Raw genomic sequence first — 15,069 nt, forward strand, 5'->3', positions numbered from 1 at the left:
GGTCCGTGTGCCCGGGCCGGGCGGCGGCACGCAGAAGTCACCGAACCGCCGCCCCCGTACGGGTTACGGTGCCGGGGGCGGCGATGGCAGACTCTGCGGGTGCGCGACTACGACATACTGGTCATCGGTTCGGGTCCCGGCGGGCAGAAGGCGGCGATCGCCGCGGCCAAGCTCGGCAGACGTGCGGCGATCGTGGACCGCCCGGCGTCGCTGGGCGGGGTGTCCCTGCACACCGGCACCATCCCGTCCAAGACGCTCCGCGAGGCGGTGCTCTACCTCACCGGGCTCAACCAGCGCGACCTGTACGGGCAGAGCTACCGGCTCAAGGACGACATCACCATCGGGGACCTGACCGCCAGGACCGAGCACGTGGTCGGGCGCGAGGTCGACGTGATCCGCAGCCAGCTCAGCCGCAACCAGGTGCAGCTGCTGCCGGGCACCGGCCGCTTCCTCGACGAGCACACCGTGGCCGTCACCGACGCGGCCGGCCGGGAGCGGGCGGTGACCGCGGACTTCGTGGTCGTCGCGACCGGCACCCGCCCGGCGCGCCCGGCGAGCGTGGAGTTCGACGACCGTACGGTGCTGGACTCCGACAGCGTGCTGAGCATGGACCGGGTGCCGCGCTCCATGGTGATCGTCGGCGCCGGAGTGATCGGCATGGAGTACGCCTCGATGTTCGCCGCGCTCGGCAGCAAGGTCACGGTGGTCGAGCAGCGCGAGGGCATGCTCGGGTTCTGCGACGGCGAGGTGGTCGAGGCGCTCAAGTACCACCTGCGCGACCTCGCGGTGACCTTCCGCTTCGGCGAGACGGTCGCGGCCGTCGAGCGCCACGAGCGGGGCACCCTCACGGTGCTCGCCAGCGGCAAGAAGATCGCCGCCGACGCGGTGATGTACTCCGCCGGACGCCAGGGCCTCACCGACGGACTCTGCCTGGACCGGGCCGGGTTGGCCGCGGACAAGCGCGGCAGGATCGCGGTCGACGAGCACTACCGCACCGCGGTGCCGCACATCTACGCCGTCGGCGACGTGATCGGCTTCCCCGCGCTCGCCGCCACCTCCATGGAGCAGGGCCGCACTGCCGCCTACCACGCCTTCGACGAGCCCGTGCACGGCATGCCCGAGCTCCAGCCGATCGGCATCTACACCATCCCCGAGATCAGCTTCATCGGCCGCACCGAGGACGAGCTCACCGAGGCCGCCGTCCCCTTCGAGGTCGGCGTCTCCCGCTACCGCGAGCTGGCCCGCGGCCAGATCATCGGCGACGCCCACGGCATGCTCAAGCTCCTCGTCTCCCCCACCGACCGCCGCCTGCTGGGCGTCCACTGCTTCGGCACCGGTGCCACCGAGCTCATCCACATCGGCAGCGCCGTCATGGGCTGCGGCGGCACCGTCGACTACCTCGTCGACGCCGTCTTCAACTACCCCACGCTCGCGGAGTCTTATAAAGTCGCCGCCCTCGACGTCACCAACAAGATCCGCCAGATCGACCGCCTCGACACCTGACCGGCACCCGCCACCGGGTGGCAGGGCAGGGCGGGTCGGAGCGGCGTCCGGCGGGGGGCGGCTGGGATGATCGCGGGATGCTGCAGGTATGTCTGAACGGTGGTCGGGGGCAGGGCGCGGGTGCGGCGGTGCCGGTGACGGCGTGGGAGTTGGGGGACGCCGCGGCGCAGGCCGTACGGGCCGGGGCCCGGGCGGTGCATGTCCATCCCAGGGACGGGAAGGGCGAGGAGACGATGGCGGCGGTGAGTGTGGACGCCGCGGTCGCGGCGGTGCGGGCGTCCGCGCCCGGGGTGCCCATCGGGGTGACCACCGGGGCGTGGACCGAGCCGGACCCGCGGCGGCGGGCCGCGCTGGTGCGGTCGTGGTCGGTGCTGCCGGACCACGCGTCCGTGAACTGGCACGAGGAGGGGGCCGAGATCGTCGCGGAGGCGCTGCTGGAGGTGGGGGTCGGGGTCGAGGCGGGGGTGTTCTCGGGGACGGATGCGGCGGTGCGGTTGCGGAGGTGGCCGCATGTGCGGCGGTTGGTGCGGGTGCTGGCGGAGGTCGTGGACCACGATCCGGTGACGGCGCCCGGGACCGCGGTCGCGCTGCTCGATGAACTCGCCGCGCTGGACGGGCTGGATCGTGCCGCGCGGGGGCCGGTGCTGCTGCATGGGGAGGAAGGGGGTGCCTGGGCGGTGTTGCGGTGCGCGGCGGGCCGGGGGCTTGACGTGCGGATCGGGCTGGAGGACACGGTGGTCCTCCCGGACGGGGGCGCGGCCGTGGACAATGCGGAGCTTGTACGGGCGGCTCTTGCTGAGGTGGCGGCGGTGGGTTGAGGTGATGCGGGGGCGTTGGGGCGCCGGGGCTGCGGGGGCGGGGGCGCCGGGGCTCCGGGGGCGGGGTTCGGGACTGCATATTTACGGCGCCTGCGCGTCTTCCGCGAACCTGCCCTTGCTTTCCGCGCCACAAATATACGAACGTCCCGAACCCCGCCCCCTGCGCCCCGGCTTCACTCCTCCGCGGTAGGGGGGTGGCGGGCGGGGGGGCGGGGGGCGGGGCGGGTGGGGGCGTCGCTCGGTTGGGGTGCTCTTGGTGGGACGGTGGGGGCTACTCGGGGGGTGGGAGGGTGCGGGTGGTGGTCCAGGTGAGGAGGGTGGGGGTGGACCAGGTGGTGAGGATGCGGGAAGGGGGGATGGAGGCGGCTTCGGCCAGGGCGCAGCCGTGGAGTTGCCAGGCGAGTTGGCCGGGGGCGTGGGCGTCGGAGTCGATGGAGAAGAGGGTGCCGAGGTCGCGGGCGAGGGTGAGGAGGGGGTGGGGCGGGTCGAGGCGGTGGGGGCTGCTGTTGATCTCGACGGCGGTGTGGGAGCGGGCGCAGGCGGCGAAGACGGCTTCGGCGTCGAAGGTGGACTCGGGGCGCTGCTTGGTGTCGCCGATGAGGCGGTTGGTGCAGTGGCCGAGGATGTCGACGAGGGGGTTGCCGACGGCGTTGACGAGGCGGTGGGTGAAGTCGCGGGCGGGCATGCGGAGTTCGGAGTGGGCGGAGGCGACGACGAGGTCGAGGCGGTCGAGCAGTTCGTCGCTCTGGTCGAGGGAGCCGTCGGGGAGGATGTCGCACTCGATGCCGGTGAGCACGCGGAAGGGGGCGAGGCGTTCGTTGAGTTCGGCGACGACGTCGAGTTGGCGCAGGAGCCGTTCCGTGGTGAGGCCGCGGGCGATCTTCAGGCGCGGGCTGTGGTCGGTGAGGACCATCCAGGAGTGGCCGAGGTCGCGGGCGGTGCGGGCCATCGCCTCGATCGGGCTGCCGCCGTCGGACCAGTCGGAGTGCACATGGCAGTCGCCGCGCAGGGCCGCGCGCAGGGCCTGCCCGGCGCCGTCGGCGGGTGGGGCGGGCCGGCGGCGTTCGAGGTCGGCGAGGTAGGCGGGGGTGCGGCCGGCGCAGGCGTCGGCGATGACCTGGGCGGTGGTCTTGCCGATGCCGGCGAGGTCGGTCAGCCGCCCGCTGCGGGCGCGCCGCTCGACCTCGCCGGGCGGGAGTGCGGCGACGACGTCGGCGGCGCGCCGGAAGGCCCGTACCCGGTAGGTGGGCGCGAGGGCGCTCTCCAGCAGGAACGCGATCCGGTCGAGTGCCTCGATGGGCTCCATGGTGGCGCTGTTCCCGCCCGGGGCCGCGGCTAACGGCCGGGCGGGCCCGCGTCACCCGCCCGGCCCCGCGGCTCCGCGGTCCCCCGCGGCTCAGACGTTCGGCACCTGGAGGGCGTCCCAGCTCTCCTTGCCGGGCGGCCACTTGAGGGCGCCGCTCCACCCCTTGTGGTGCCGCTCACGTCCTTGTTCGCAGTGCTCGATCGGCGGCTTGCGGCCGGCGGAGGACCAGGACGTGCCCGGGAACGGCTCGTACGCCGCCGCGGCCTAATTCCCCTTCGCCGCCCAGGCGGTGAGCGCGTCTTTGTCGGCGAAGGCGGCGACATTGCGGTCCAGGCCGTCGGCCGAGCTGTACTGGTGGATGGTCCAGGGGTGCTTCACCCGCGGGTGGCCCGCCTTCGCGCCGGGGTCCGCGATCCACAGGCCGTCGCCGCAGAAGGAGGTGGTGTCGCGGTGCAGCCAGTAGTCGCGGTTGCAATAGAGCAGCACCCGGTGGGTGGGGGCGGCCTTCTGGAGCGCCTTGATGAAGGAGTCCTTCTCCGCGCAGCTCACGCCGGTGTCCTCCCAGTCCATGGCGAGGATGTCGCCGGCCTTGATCCCGGCGTGCTTGCGGAAGTAGGCGACCTGGTCGGAGACGGAGCCGGGCCGGGCGAAGTGGTAGTGGCCGACGGCGACGCCCTCGGCCCGGGCGTGCGCGACCTGGGCGGCGTGCCGGGGGTTGACGTAGCCGGTGCCCTCGGTGGCCTTGACCATCACGAAGGCCAGGCCGGAGGTGCTGAAGGTGCTGGACTGGTAGGAAGCGACGTCGATGCCCTTGATGGTCATGGCGGGCCTTTCCCTCACGTGGTGCGGTGCGCTGGTTCGTCGGCGGTGGGTTCACGGGTCGGGGGGCGGGGGCGGGCGGGTCGGCGGTGGCGTGCACGGGCGCGGTCACCGGTACGGACCCGCTCGCGGCCGGTAGCGGTCCCGCCGGAGCGGAGCGGCTCAGTGCACACTGCCGACCTCGAAGGTGTCGCCGCAGACGACGGGGTCGGCGGTCGCCAGGGTCATGGCGTCCCGCGAGCCGGGCGGGTATGCCTTGACCAGGGTCGGCCGGCCCCAGCAACTGTTCCCGCGCACGCCCTGGTTGAGCGTGTGCAGGTCCGCCTCCACGGTCGCGCCCGGCTTCAGGGGGACCACGGCGCCCTTGGGCCCCTCCCGCCCGGCGGGGCGGCCGATCGTGGTGCCGTCGCCCCGGATCAGGGAGACCCCGGGGAAGCCGTCGAGGACGCAGGGGTGCGACGAGGTGTTCGTGAACAGCAGCGGGTAGTACAGCTGACCCGCGCCCGGGTCGCCGCGGCCGAGCCGCATCGTCAGGTCGGTGACGGTGCATCGGCTGCCGGCCGCCTCGGCCCGTACGGTCGTGGGGGCGCCGCCGCCCGTGGCCTGCGGCGAGGCGGCAGTGGTCCCGGGCGCGGTCGTGCCCTGCGCCGCCGCCGACGGGGAGGCGGAGTCGTCGGTGGTGGTGGGCGCGGGGCTGTCCGGCGCGGCCGGCCGGGTGGAGGCGGCAGCCGCCGTGCCGATGCCGCCGTTGCCGCACCCGGCGGCGCCGAGCGCGAGGACCGTGGCCACCGCTGCGGCCAGCGGTGCGGTACGCGCCAGCGGGTGCCGCCCGGCGGGCGTCCGCCGGCCGCGCGGTGACAGGGACGTCGTGGTACGCATATCTACCGCGTTCTCGCTCCGGACCCCTCCGAACCGTCGGCACCACGGATTGTTGCCGTATCCGCACATTCTGTACGCCCTGTTCGAACCGCTGCCGGCACAGGCGCACCCCCTACGCACCCGCCCCGGCACCGGGGCGAACTGACGGGTGATCACCTTGTGCGGCCGGGGACCACCGGTTGGGGTCCAGCCTCGTATCGGGGGATCATCGCAGGTGGGGGGGTGTATGACGGGCAACGGCGGTGCGCCCGAAAAGGGCGGGAGCGCGTGGGGGCAGGCGGTCGCGGCCGTGGTGCTGATGGGGGCCGCGCAGAGCGAGCCGCCCACGCTTCCGGGGTGGCAGGCCGCGGCCTGACCGAGCAGGCCCCCGTCAGCGGTCCGCGTCGGAGTCGCCGTCGGGGTCGCCGTCGGGGTCCGGCGCGCGGTGGGCGCCGCCACCGGACGTGCCGCCCGGCGCCCGGTCGGTCTCGCCCCTGCTCTCGCTCTGCGAACCGTCCGGCTCCGCCGGGGGCTTGGCCTCGCGCCCGCGCCGCTTGAAGTGCCAGTAGACGACCGCCCCGACCACGACCACCGCGACGACGACCGCGACGGCCGTGCCCGCCGTACGCTCCACCCGCTTGTACGCGTCGCCCGCGTAGTAGCCGAGCAGGGTGAAGCCGACGCCCCAGACGATCCCGCCGGCCGCGTTGAAGACGAGGAAGACCCGGTAGGGCATCCGGGACATGCCCGCGAGCGCCGGCATCAGGGCGCGGAAGAAGGCGATGAAGCGGCCGAGGAAGACCGCGGCCGGGCCGCGCCTGCGGATCAGCTCCTGGGCGTGGGCGATGCGTTCGTGGTGGGCGCGCAGCGCCCGGCTGTCCAGGATGCGCGGGCCGAACCGCCGGCCCACCTCGTAGCCGACGCTGTCCCCGGCGATCGCGGCGAGCACCACCACCACGCACAGCCAGAACACCGACACCCCGCCCTGGCTGGCGATCACCCCACCGAGCACCGCCGCGGTCTCGCCGGGCAGCACGAAACCGAAGAAGAGGGCGTCCTCGCAGAAGACGAGGGCGCCGACGACGGCGTAGACGACCGGGCCCGAGGAGTGCGCGAGCCAGTCGGTGACGGAGCTCATCCGGTCACCGGCCCCGCCTCAGCGGACCGGCCGCGAACGCCTGCGGCGCAGTCGCCACACGCCCCACGCCAGGTCCGCGACGAACAGCACGACGCCGATCACGAGCAGCACACCGAGGCCCCCGACGACCGCGCCGATCAGCCCGAGGACCATCGCCAGGATGATCAGCAGGAGGAACAGGGTCACGTTCCGGGTCCTTTCCGGGCGAGGGGCGGATGCGCGGGCTCGCGGGTGTGCGGCTCAGCGGCGGGCGAGCAGCCTGGTGCCCTTGGCGGCCGGCTCGTACGGCAGCCCGTAGTGCTGGAAGATCGCCTCCTCGTCCTCGGCGGGCAGCACGTCGTCGGTGCCGATCGAGGGGGCGGCCTTCAGCAGGGACTTGGGGTAGGGCACGCGGACGTAGCCGGGGCCCGCGACCGCCTCGCGGACGGGGACGAACAGCAGCCGGTGGCGCGTGGGCAGCCCGATCCGTACCGTGACCACGGCGGGGCGGTCGGTGGTGGTGTCCACGTAGACCGCCTCGAGGACGCCGATCTTGTGGTGGTCCTCGTCGACCACGTCGTGGTCGCGCCACTCGCGCAGATCCGCGGGTTCGATCATCGCCCACCTGCCTTTCGCCGGGGTACGTCAGCGGGCCGGGCAAGGGCCCTGTGCGGGGTTTCCTTCCCCCGCGGCGCGATGCCACGCGGTTCAGCCGGCCTCGACCTCGTCGCGGCTGCCGCCCCACAGCGTGTGGAAGGTGCCGTCGCGGTCGGCGCGCCGGTAGGTGTGGGCGCCGAAGAAGTCGCGCTGGCCCTGGGTGAGGGCGGCGGGCAGCCGTTCGGCGCGCAGCGCGTCGTAGTAGGCGAGCGCGGCGGAGAAGCCGGGGACGGGCACCCCGCCGGACACCGCGGCGGACACCACGGCCCGCCAGTCGTCCTGGGCGGCGCCGATCTCGGCGGCGAAGCGCGGGTCGGACAGCAGGCTCGGCAGGTCGGGGCGGCCGTCGTAGGCGGCGGTGATCCGGTCGAGGAACGCGGCCCGGATGATGCAGCCGCCGCGCCAGATCGCCGCGATCCGGCCCAGGTCGATGTCCCAGTCGTAGGTGTCGCTGCCGGCCTGGATCTGGTGGAAGCCCTGGGTATAGGAGACGATCTTCGACGCGTACAGGGCCTGCTCGACCTGGTCGGCGAAGTCGGCGGCGGCCTGGCCGGTCAGGGCCTTCGCCCGCGGTCCTGGCAGGTCGCGGGAGGCGGCGCGCAGGTCGGTGTGGCCGGACACCGAGCGGGCGAAGACCGCCTCGGCGATCCCGGAGACGGGCACGCCCAGGTCCAGCGCGGTCTGCACGGTCCAGCGGCCGGTGCCCTTCTGCTCGGCCGCGTCGGCGACGACGTCCACGAAGGGGCGGCCGGTCGCGGCGTCGGTGTGGGCCAGCACCTCGGCGGTGATCTCGATCAGGTAGGAGTCGAGCCGTCCGGTGTTCCAGGTGCGGAAGATGCCGCTGATCTGCTCGGGGGTGTAGCCGCCGACGGCGCGCAGCAGGTCGTACGCCTCGGCGATGAGCTGCATGTCGGCGTACTCGATGCCGTTGTGCACCATCTTCACGAAGTGGCCGGCGCCGTCCGGGCCGATGTGGGTGGTGCAGGGCGTGCCGTCCTTGGCCTTCGCGGCGATCCGCTCCAGCAGCGGGCCGAGCGACTCGTACGACCGGGTTGAGCCGCCGGGCATGATCGACGGGCCGTTGAGCGCGCCCTCCTCGCCGCCGGAGATGCCGGTGCCGACGAAGTGGATGCCCTGCTCGCGCAGTTCCCGCTCACGGCGCCGGGTGTCCTCGAAGTGGGCGTTGCCGCCGTCGATGATGACGTCGCCGTCCTCCAGCAGCGGGGCGAACTCGCGGATCACCGCGTCGGTGGGGTCGCCCGCCTTGACCATGACGATCAGGCGGCGCGGGCGCTTCAGCGCGGCCACGAACTCCTCGGGGGTGCGGGCGGGCACGAAGTCCCCCTCGTCGCCGTGCTCCTCGACGAGGGCGGTGGTCTTCGCGGTGGTGCGGTTGTGCAGCGCCACGGTGAAGCCGTGGCGGGCGAAGTTGCGGGCGAGGTTGCTGCCCATGACCGCGAGGCCGGTCACGCCGATGTCCGCTGTTGCGCTCATCTTCCGCTCCTGGTTGCCGCGCCGGGGTCGTGGGGCCGCTCCCGGTCATTGTGCGCGGCGGGAGGGTGCCGGGCCGTCGCACTGCGGCCGTTCGGGTGGACGGCGGCGGTGCGGGCGTGGAGCGGCGGCTGGCTGGGGGGGTGCGGCCGCGGGCCGGGCGGGGGTCCGCCGCGGCCCGCGGCTCACCGTCGTCGGTCGCGCGAGTCGCCGAAGACCAGCCGGTAGGCGATGAGCAGGACCAGCGAGCCGACGATCGCGGCCAGCCATGTCGAGCGGTCGAAGAAGTGGTGCGGCACCGGGTGGCCGAGCACCTTGGCCGACAGCCAGCCGCCGAGGAAGGCCCCGATGATGCCGATGACGGTGGTGCCGAGCACCCCGCCCGGGTCGCGCCCGGGCAGCAGCAGCTTTGCGATCGCTCCTGCGAGCAGTCCCAGAATGATCCAACCGATGATTCCCATGTCGGCCATATGCCCCGGCGCCCGCGGCGCACACCGTGATTTCCGCCGTACGGCGGCTTGTTACGGGGCCGGGACATGTCTGCGACGCCGCTGCGACGGCCGGGCCGGCGGCCGAGGGGTGGGCCGGCCGGGCCGGCAGCCGAGGGGGCGGGCCGGATATACGTTGGCCCGGCGGCCGGGTGCTCTGGGAGGCTGGCGGCCATGCACCGATCCCAGGCGACCGACCGGCCCCGACCGCACCGCGCGCACCTCCAGGACCGCGCGCACCTCCAGGACCGGCGGACCCGCGGGGCCCGCTCGTGATCGACGCGTACGCCGACCCCGGCACGCCCGAACGCCGCGGCCCGGGCCGCTACCTGTGGTGGCTGCTGGCCCGCCAGCCGGGCCGCACCCTGGGCGGCGCGGTGCTCGGCACCGTGTGGATGGTCCTGATGGTCCTCACGCCCTACGTCCTGACCCGGGCCGTCGACGACGGGCTGGAGCCCGGCCGCACCGGTCCGCTGCTCGCCTGGAGCGGCGTCCTGCTGGCGCTGGGCACCTTCAACGCCTGGGTCAGCACCATGCGGCACCGTACGATGACGCGGCTGCGGATGGACGCGACCTTCCGCACGGTCAAGTCGGTCATCGCGCAGGCCAACCGGCTGGGGGCGGACCTGTCGCGGCAGGCGGGCGCCGGCGAGGTCGTCACCATCGGCGTGACCGACGTCCAGCAGATCAGCCAGTCCCTGACGATGACCGGACCGGGGCTCGGCTCGGTGATCGCCTATCTGGTGGTGGCGGTGCTGCTGCTGTCGATGTCGGTGTCCCTGGGGCTGGTGGTGCTGCTCGGGGTGCCGGTGATCGCCCTGCTGGTCGGTCCGCTGCTGGGGCGGCTGCGCGGGGCGGAGTCGGTCTACCGCGAGCGGCAGGGCGGACTGACCGCGCGGATCGGCGACCTGTCGGGGGGCCTGCGGGTGCTCAACGGGCTGGGCGGCAAGCAGTTGTTCGCCGACGCCTTCCGCCGGGAGTCCGCCGAGCTGACGGCGCAGGGGTACCGGGTCGGGGCCGTGACGAGCTGGGTGCAGGCGCTCGGCGTGGGGCTCCCGACGCTCTTCCTCGCGCTCGTCACCTGGCTCGCGGCGCGCCTCGCCGTCCAGGGCACCCTGTCGGTGGGCGAGTTCGTCGGGGTCTACGGCTATGTCGCGGTGCTGGTGATGCCGGTGGCGTTCTTCATCGAGTGCGGCTACGACATCACCCGCGGGCTGGTGGCCGCGAAGCGGGTGGTGGGCTTCCTGGCGCTGGCGCCCGAGGGGGGCGAACGGCAGGAGGGCGCGGCGGACGCGCCCGCCGGGCCCTCGGTGCTGCGCGACCCGGACTCCGGGGTGGTGGTGGCGCCGGGGCGGCTCACCGCGCTGGTCAGCGCCCGGCCGGCCGAGTCGGCGGAGGTCGTCGACCGGCTCGGCGGGTTCCGGCGCGCGGACGTGACCTGGGGCGGGGTCCGGCTGGCGGACGTGCCGGCCGCGCAGGTCCGCGACCGGCTCCTGGTCGCCGACAACGAGGCGGACCTGTTCGCCGGGACGCTGCGCGAGATGGTGGCGGGGCGGCGGGCGCACGACGACGAGGCGGTCGCCCGGGCCGTCGGGGACGCCGCGGCGCAGGACGTGGTGGCCGGGCTGCCCGAGGGGCTCGGCACCGCGATGGACGCGCAGGCCCGCAACCTCTCCGGCGGGCAGCGCCAGCGCGTGCGGCTGGTGCGGGCGCTGCTGGCCGAACCCGAGGTGCTCATGGCGGTCGAGCCGACCTCCGCGCTCGACGCCCACACCGAGGCGGCCGTCGCGGCCCGGCTGCGGGCGGCCCGGACCGGCCGCACCACGGTGGTCACCGGCACCTCGCCGGTGCTGCTCGACCAGGCCGACACCGTGCAGTACCTCGTCGACGGCAAGGTGGCCGCCTCGGGCACCCACCGCGACCTGCTGCGCCGCGAGCCGGGCTACCGCCTGCTGGTGGACCGCAGCGCGGCGGAGGAGGAGCACGCCGGGCAGGTGCCGGGGCCGGCGCCGGGCGGCGGGCCGGCGCCGGGCGGCGGGGCGGCGCCGGGTGGCGGGGCGGGCGCGATGGGCAGGCGGGCGCGGGCCGAGGAGGCGGGGCGATGACGCCGCGGCAGTTGCCGGTGGCCGGGCCGCGGGAGGTCGCGCGGGCGGCCGGGCGCCTGGTGCGGGCCGACCGGTGGGCGTTCGCCGGCGTGCTCGGGCTGAACGCGCTGGCCGCGGCGGCCGGTCTGGTCGGTCCGTGGCTGGTCGGCCGGATCGTGGACGACGTGCAGAAGGGCGCCGGGGTGGGCGACGTGGACCGGATGGCGCTGGTCATCCTGGTCTTCTCCGCGGCGCAGTTCCTGCTCGCCCGCTACGCCCGCTACCTGGGGCACCGCTTCGGCGAGCGCACGCTGGCGCGGGTGCGCGAGCAGTTCGTGGACCGCGCGCTGGCGCTGCCCGCCTCGGTGGTGGAGCGGGCCGGCAGCGGCGATCTGACCGCGCGCGGCACCACCGACGTGGCCATGGTCGGCACCACGCTGCGCGACGCGGCGCCGGAGGTGCTGATCACCATGGTGCAGGCGCTGTTCATCTTCGGCGCGGTCTTCCTGCTGGACCCGCTGCTGGGCTGCTGCGGCCTGGTCGGGCTGCTGGGGATCTCCTGGTCGGTGCGCTGGTACCTGCGGCGGGCCCGCGCCGCCTATCTCGCGGAGGGCGCGGCCAACTCGGCGGTCACCGAGGTCCTCACGGCCACCGTCACCGGTGCCCGCACGATCGAGGCGTTCGGCTTGCAGGAGCGGCGGGTCGCGGCGAGCCGGGACGCGATCGAGTCCTCCCGCCGGGCCAGGACCCGCACGCTGGACCTGCGCAGCGTGTTCTTCCCCACCGTGGAGGTCTCCTACGTCGTCCCCGTGGTCGCGGTGCTGGTGGTCGGCGGTGTGCTGCGCGCGCACGGCGTGGTCGGGCTGGGCGCGGTGGTGAGCGCGGCGCTGTACCTGCGGCAGGTTTCCGAGCCTTTGGACTCGATCATGATGTGGGTGGAGCAACTTCAGAGCAGCAGTGCCTCCTTTGCCCGGGTGGAGGGGCTGGGCGCGGCCGCGCGGCAGGCGCCGGCGGCGGCCGACACCCCCGCGGACGACCGGATCGACGTGGTCGGGGCGCGCTTCTCCTACGAGGGCGGGCGCGAGGTGGTGCGGGGTGTCGACCTGACGGTGCGGCCCGGGGAGCGGATCGCGCTCGTCGGCCCGTCGGGGGCCGGGAAGACCACGCTGAGCCGGCTGCTGGCGGGGATCGACGCGCCGCACGCGGGGTCGGTGACGGTGGGCGGTGTCCCGGTCGCGGCCTTGGACCCGGAGCAGTTGCGCCGCCATGTCGTGCTGGTCACCCAGGAGCACCACGTGTTCCTGGGCACGGTCCGCGACAACCTGCTGATCGCCGCGCCCGCCGCGCAGGACGCCGAACTGCTCGCGGCGCTGGCGGCGGTGGGCGCGGACTGGGTGGAGGACCTCCCGGCCGGCCTGGACACCGCGGTCGGCGACGGCGGCCACCGCACCGACGGCTCGCAGGCCCAGCAACTCGCCCTGGCGCGGGTCGTGCTGGCCGATCCGCACACCCTCATCCTCGACGAGGCGACCGCGCTGCTGGACCCGACCACCGCCCGGCACACCGAACGCGCCCTGGCGAGCGTGCTGCGCGGCCGTACGGTGATCGCGATCGCCCACCGCCTGCACACCGCGCACGACGCGGACCGCGTGGCGGTGATGGAGGACGGCCGTCTGACCGAACTGGGCTCCCATGACGCTCTCCTGGCTGCCCGCGGCACCTATGCGTCGCTGTGGTCGTCCTGGCACGGCGGCACGGACGGCGCCCCGGCCTGACGGGCGTGCGGCCCGCACGGCTGCCGCGGGAGCGCGGCGGTCACTGGGCCGAACGGGGGAAACCGGGCGGGGGTGGAATAGCGGCCGGCGGGCAGGGGGTTGGACGGGGCGTGGGCGGAAGGGCCGCCCGCGGGGGGACCGTCGTGCGGCGCGGGCCGGCCGGGGTGGGCCGGGGCGCGTCCGCGGAAGGAGCAGGCGAACGTGAGCGCACAGACCCAGCCCGCGAAGGCGTCCGGGAGCTTCACCCTGTCCGGGAAGCTGCCGGTCACCCGGCTCGGGTTCGGCTCGATGCAGTTGACCGGCCCCGGGGTGTGGGGTGATCCGAAGGACCCCGACGAGGCGGTGCGGGTGCTGCGGCGCGCCGTGGAGTTGGGCGTCGACTTCATCGACACCGCGGACTCCTACGGGCCGGTGGTGGCCGAGCCGCTGATCCGCAAGGCGCTGCACCCCTACCCGGCGGACCTGGTGATCGCCACGAAGGCGGGCCTGGCCCGGTCGGGGCCGGATGCCTGGCAGCCGCTGGGCCGTCCGGAATACCTGCGGCAGCAGGCGGAGATGAGCCTGCGCCATCTGGGCCTGGAGCGCATCCCGCTCTTCCAGTTGCACCGGATCGACCCGAAGGTGCCGCTGGAGGAGCAGGTCGGCGAGCTGAAGCGGCTCCAGGAGGAGGGGAAGATCGCGCACATCGGGCTCTCCGAGGTCGATGTGGACCAGCTGGAGGCGGCCCGGGCGGTCGCGGAGATCGCGTCGGTGCAGAATCTGTACAACCTGGCGAACCGCTCCGCGGAGCGGCTGCTGGACCACGCGGAGGCGGCGGGCATCGCCTTCATCCCGTGGTTCCCGCTGGCCACCGGGGAGCTGGCCAAGCCCGGTGGACCGCTCGCCGAACTGGCCGAGCGGCACAGCGCGTCGCCCTCGCAGCTCGCCCTCGCCTGGCTGCTGCGCCGTTCCCCGGTGGTGCTGCCGATCCCGGGCACATCGTCGGTGGCGCATCTGGAGGACAATGTGGCGGCCGCCGAACTCCAGCTCAGCGACGAGGAGTTCGCTGAGCTGACCGCCGCGGTGGGCTGAGCGGGCGCGGGGCCCGGCGGCGTTCGCGAGTGCGGGCGCCGCGGCCCGGCCGGTGCGCTGGGCCGGACGGATGACGCGGGAATGGCGCTCGGGTGCGCGGCGGGCGGGGTCCGCGCGTCGGGGCGGCCACGTCGGATGTGCAGGGCGGTACCGACAGTAAGGTCTCGAAAATGCACAAATGGAGTGGCCATCCCTTTCCGCTCGGCGCCACCTTCGACGGCACCGGCACCAACTTCGCGCTGTTCTCCGAGGTCGCCGAGAAGGTCGAGCTGTGCCTGCTCGACGACGCGCGCCGGGAGACGCGGGTGACCCTGACCGAGGTCGACGGCGTGATCCGGCACGCGTACCTGCCGGGGGTCGGCCCCGGGCAGCGGTACGGGTTCCGGGTGCACGGCCCGTACGACCCGGCGCGCGGGCACCGCTGCAACCCGGCCAAGCTGCTGCTCGACCCGTACGCGAAGGCGGTCGAGGGGCAGGCGGACGGGCACCCGTCGCTGCTCGGCTACCGCGACGGCGACCCGGCCGTGCCCGACCCGGCCGACAGCCTGCCGCACGCGATGCTCTCGGTGGTCGCCGACCCGTACTTCGACTGGGGCGACGACCGGCTGCCCAAGCGGCCGTACCACGAGTCGGTGATGTACGAGGCCCACGTCAAGGGCCTGACGATGACGCACCCGGGGCTGCCGCCGGAGATCCGCGGCACCTATGCCGCGCTGGCGCACCCGGCGGTGATCGGGCACCTGACGGAGCTGGGCGTCACCGCCGTGGAACTGATGCCGGTGCACCAGTTCGTGCAGGACGGGCATCTGCTCGGCCGGGGCCTGACCAACTACTGGGGCTACAACACCATCGGCTTCTTCGCCCCGCACAACGGCTACTCGGCATCGGGCGGCCGGGGCGGGCAGGTCGCGGAGTTCAAGTCGATGGTCAAGGCGCTGCACGCGGCCGGCATCGAGGTGATCCTCGACGTGGTCTACAACCACACCGCCGAGGGCAACCACCTGGGCCCCACGCTGTCCTTCCGCGGGATCGACAACGCCGCGTACTACCGGCTGGCCGACGACGACCCGGCGTCGTACTTC

Annotated in this window: 15 protein-coding genes; 7 read left to right on the forward strand and 8 right to left on the reverse strand. The window is 74.3% G+C overall.

All coding sequences use genetic code 11. The annotated features are described in order from the left end of the window. Positions 1 to 99 precede the first annotated feature (99 nt). Together sthA and WA788_RS29955 are read left to right on the forward strand one after the other, a co-directional pair. Positions 100 to 1,503 carry a Si-specific NAD(P)(+) transhydrogenase gene (sthA, locus tag WA788_RS29950; RefSeq protein WP_335982587.1) on the forward strand — a complete coding sequence of 468 codons (1,404 nt, stop codon included), beginning with the start codon at positions 100 to 102 and terminating at the stop codon, positions 1,501 to 1,503. A 77-nt stretch (positions 1,504 to 1,580) separates the two neighbouring features. Further along, positions 1,581 to 2,321 carry a 3-keto-5-aminohexanoate cleavage protein gene (locus WA788_RS29955; RefSeq protein ID WP_335982589.1) on the forward strand — a complete coding sequence of 247 codons (741 nt, stop codon included), beginning with the start codon at positions 1,581 to 1,583 and terminating at the stop codon, positions 2,319 to 2,321. Between the two features lie 271 nt (positions 2,322 to 2,592). Here the strand turns inward: WA788_RS29955 and WA788_RS29960 are convergent, their stop codons facing one another. From WA788_RS29960 to WA788_RS29970, 3 genes are all read right to left on the reverse strand, one after another. Continuing rightward, entirely contained in the window at positions 2,593 to 3,627 is a 1,035-nt protein-coding gene (locus tag WA788_RS29960) for a PHP domain-containing protein (RefSeq protein ID WP_335982591.1), read from the reverse strand. Positions 3,628 to 3,891: 264 nt separating this feature from the next. Continuing rightward, a complete protein-coding gene (locus WA788_RS29965) occupies positions 3,892 to 4,449 on the reverse strand; it encodes a glycoside hydrolase family 25 protein (protein ID WP_335982593.1) in 558 nt (185 codons plus the stop codon). A gap of 159 nt (positions 4,450 to 4,608) precedes the next feature. After that, complete coding sequence (locus tag WA788_RS29970) at positions 4,609 to 5,325, reverse strand: DUF4232 domain-containing protein (RefSeq protein ID WP_335982595.1); 717 nt, start codon at positions 5,323 to 5,325, stop codon at positions 4,609 to 4,611. Positions 5,326 to 5,551: 226 nt separating this feature from the next. On the opposite strand from WA788_RS29970, the gene WA788_RS29975 reads away from it, so the two are divergent. Next, entirely contained in the window at positions 5,552 to 5,680 is a 129-nt protein-coding gene (locus tag WA788_RS29975; RefSeq protein ID WP_335982597.1) for a hypothetical protein, read from the forward strand. A 15-nt stretch (positions 5,681 to 5,695) separates the two neighbouring features. Here the strand turns inward: WA788_RS29975 and WA788_RS29980 are convergent, their stop codons facing one another. The 5 genes from WA788_RS29980 to WA788_RS30000 form a co-directional block, all read right to left on the reverse strand. After that, positions 5,696 to 6,442 (reverse strand): DedA family protein, encoded by a 747-nt coding sequence (locus WA788_RS29980; RefSeq protein WP_335982599.1) that lies wholly within the window; start codon positions 6,440 to 6,442, stop codon positions 5,696 to 5,698. Positions 6,443 to 6,460: 18 nt separating this feature from the next. Then, complete coding sequence (locus WA788_RS29985; protein WP_335982601.1) at positions 6,461 to 6,628, reverse strand: hypothetical protein; 168 nt, start codon at positions 6,626 to 6,628, stop codon at positions 6,461 to 6,463. Positions 6,629 to 6,682: 54 nt separating this feature from the next. Further along, positions 6,683 to 7,039, reverse strand: a complete 357-nt coding sequence (locus WA788_RS29990; protein ID WP_335982603.1) for a PRC-barrel domain-containing protein — start codon at positions 7,037 to 7,039, stop codon at positions 6,683 to 6,685. 90 nt (positions 7,040 to 7,129) lie between these two features. Then, complete coding sequence (gene gndA, locus WA788_RS29995) at positions 7,130 to 8,572, reverse strand: NADP-dependent phosphogluconate dehydrogenase (protein WP_335982605.1); 1,443 nt, start codon at positions 8,570 to 8,572, stop codon at positions 7,130 to 7,132. A 182-nt stretch (positions 8,573 to 8,754) separates the two neighbouring features. Then, on the reverse strand, positions 8,755 to 9,030 hold the full coding sequence (locus WA788_RS30000; RefSeq protein WP_335982607.1) for a GlsB/YeaQ/YmgE family stress response membrane protein: 276 nt from the start codon (positions 9,028 to 9,030) through the stop codon (positions 8,755 to 8,757). A gap of 299 nt (positions 9,031 to 9,329) precedes the next feature. Here WA788_RS30000 and WA788_RS30005 point away from each other — a divergent pair, with 299 nt between their 5' ends. The 4 genes from WA788_RS30005 to WA788_RS30020 all read left to right on the forward strand — a co-directional run. After that, positions 9,330 to 11,162 (forward strand): ABC transporter ATP-binding protein, encoded by a 1,833-nt coding sequence (locus WA788_RS30005; protein WP_335982609.1) that lies wholly within the window; start codon positions 9,330 to 9,332, stop codon positions 11,160 to 11,162. Continuing rightward, entirely contained in the window at positions 11,159 to 12,916 is a 1,758-nt protein-coding gene (locus WA788_RS30010; RefSeq protein ID WP_335982610.1) for an ABC transporter ATP-binding protein, read from the forward strand. The genes WA788_RS30005 and WA788_RS30010 overlap by 4 nt, the downstream gene beginning before the upstream one ends. A 201-nt stretch (positions 12,917 to 13,117) precedes the next feature. Further along, a complete protein-coding gene (locus tag WA788_RS30015; RefSeq protein ID WP_335982611.1) occupies positions 13,118 to 13,987 on the forward strand; it encodes an aldo/keto reductase in 870 nt (289 codons plus the stop codon). Between the two features lie 170 nt (positions 13,988 to 14,157). Beyond that, a partial coding sequence (locus tag WA788_RS30020) for an alpha-amylase family glycosyl hydrolase (protein ID WP_335982613.1) occupies positions 14,158 to 15,069 on the forward strand: 912 nt, incomplete at its 3' end.

Source organism: Streptomyces sp. CA2R106 (assembly GCF_037034245.1).
GTDB lineage: Bacteria > Actinomycetota > Actinomycetes > Streptomycetales > Streptomycetaceae > Actinacidiphila.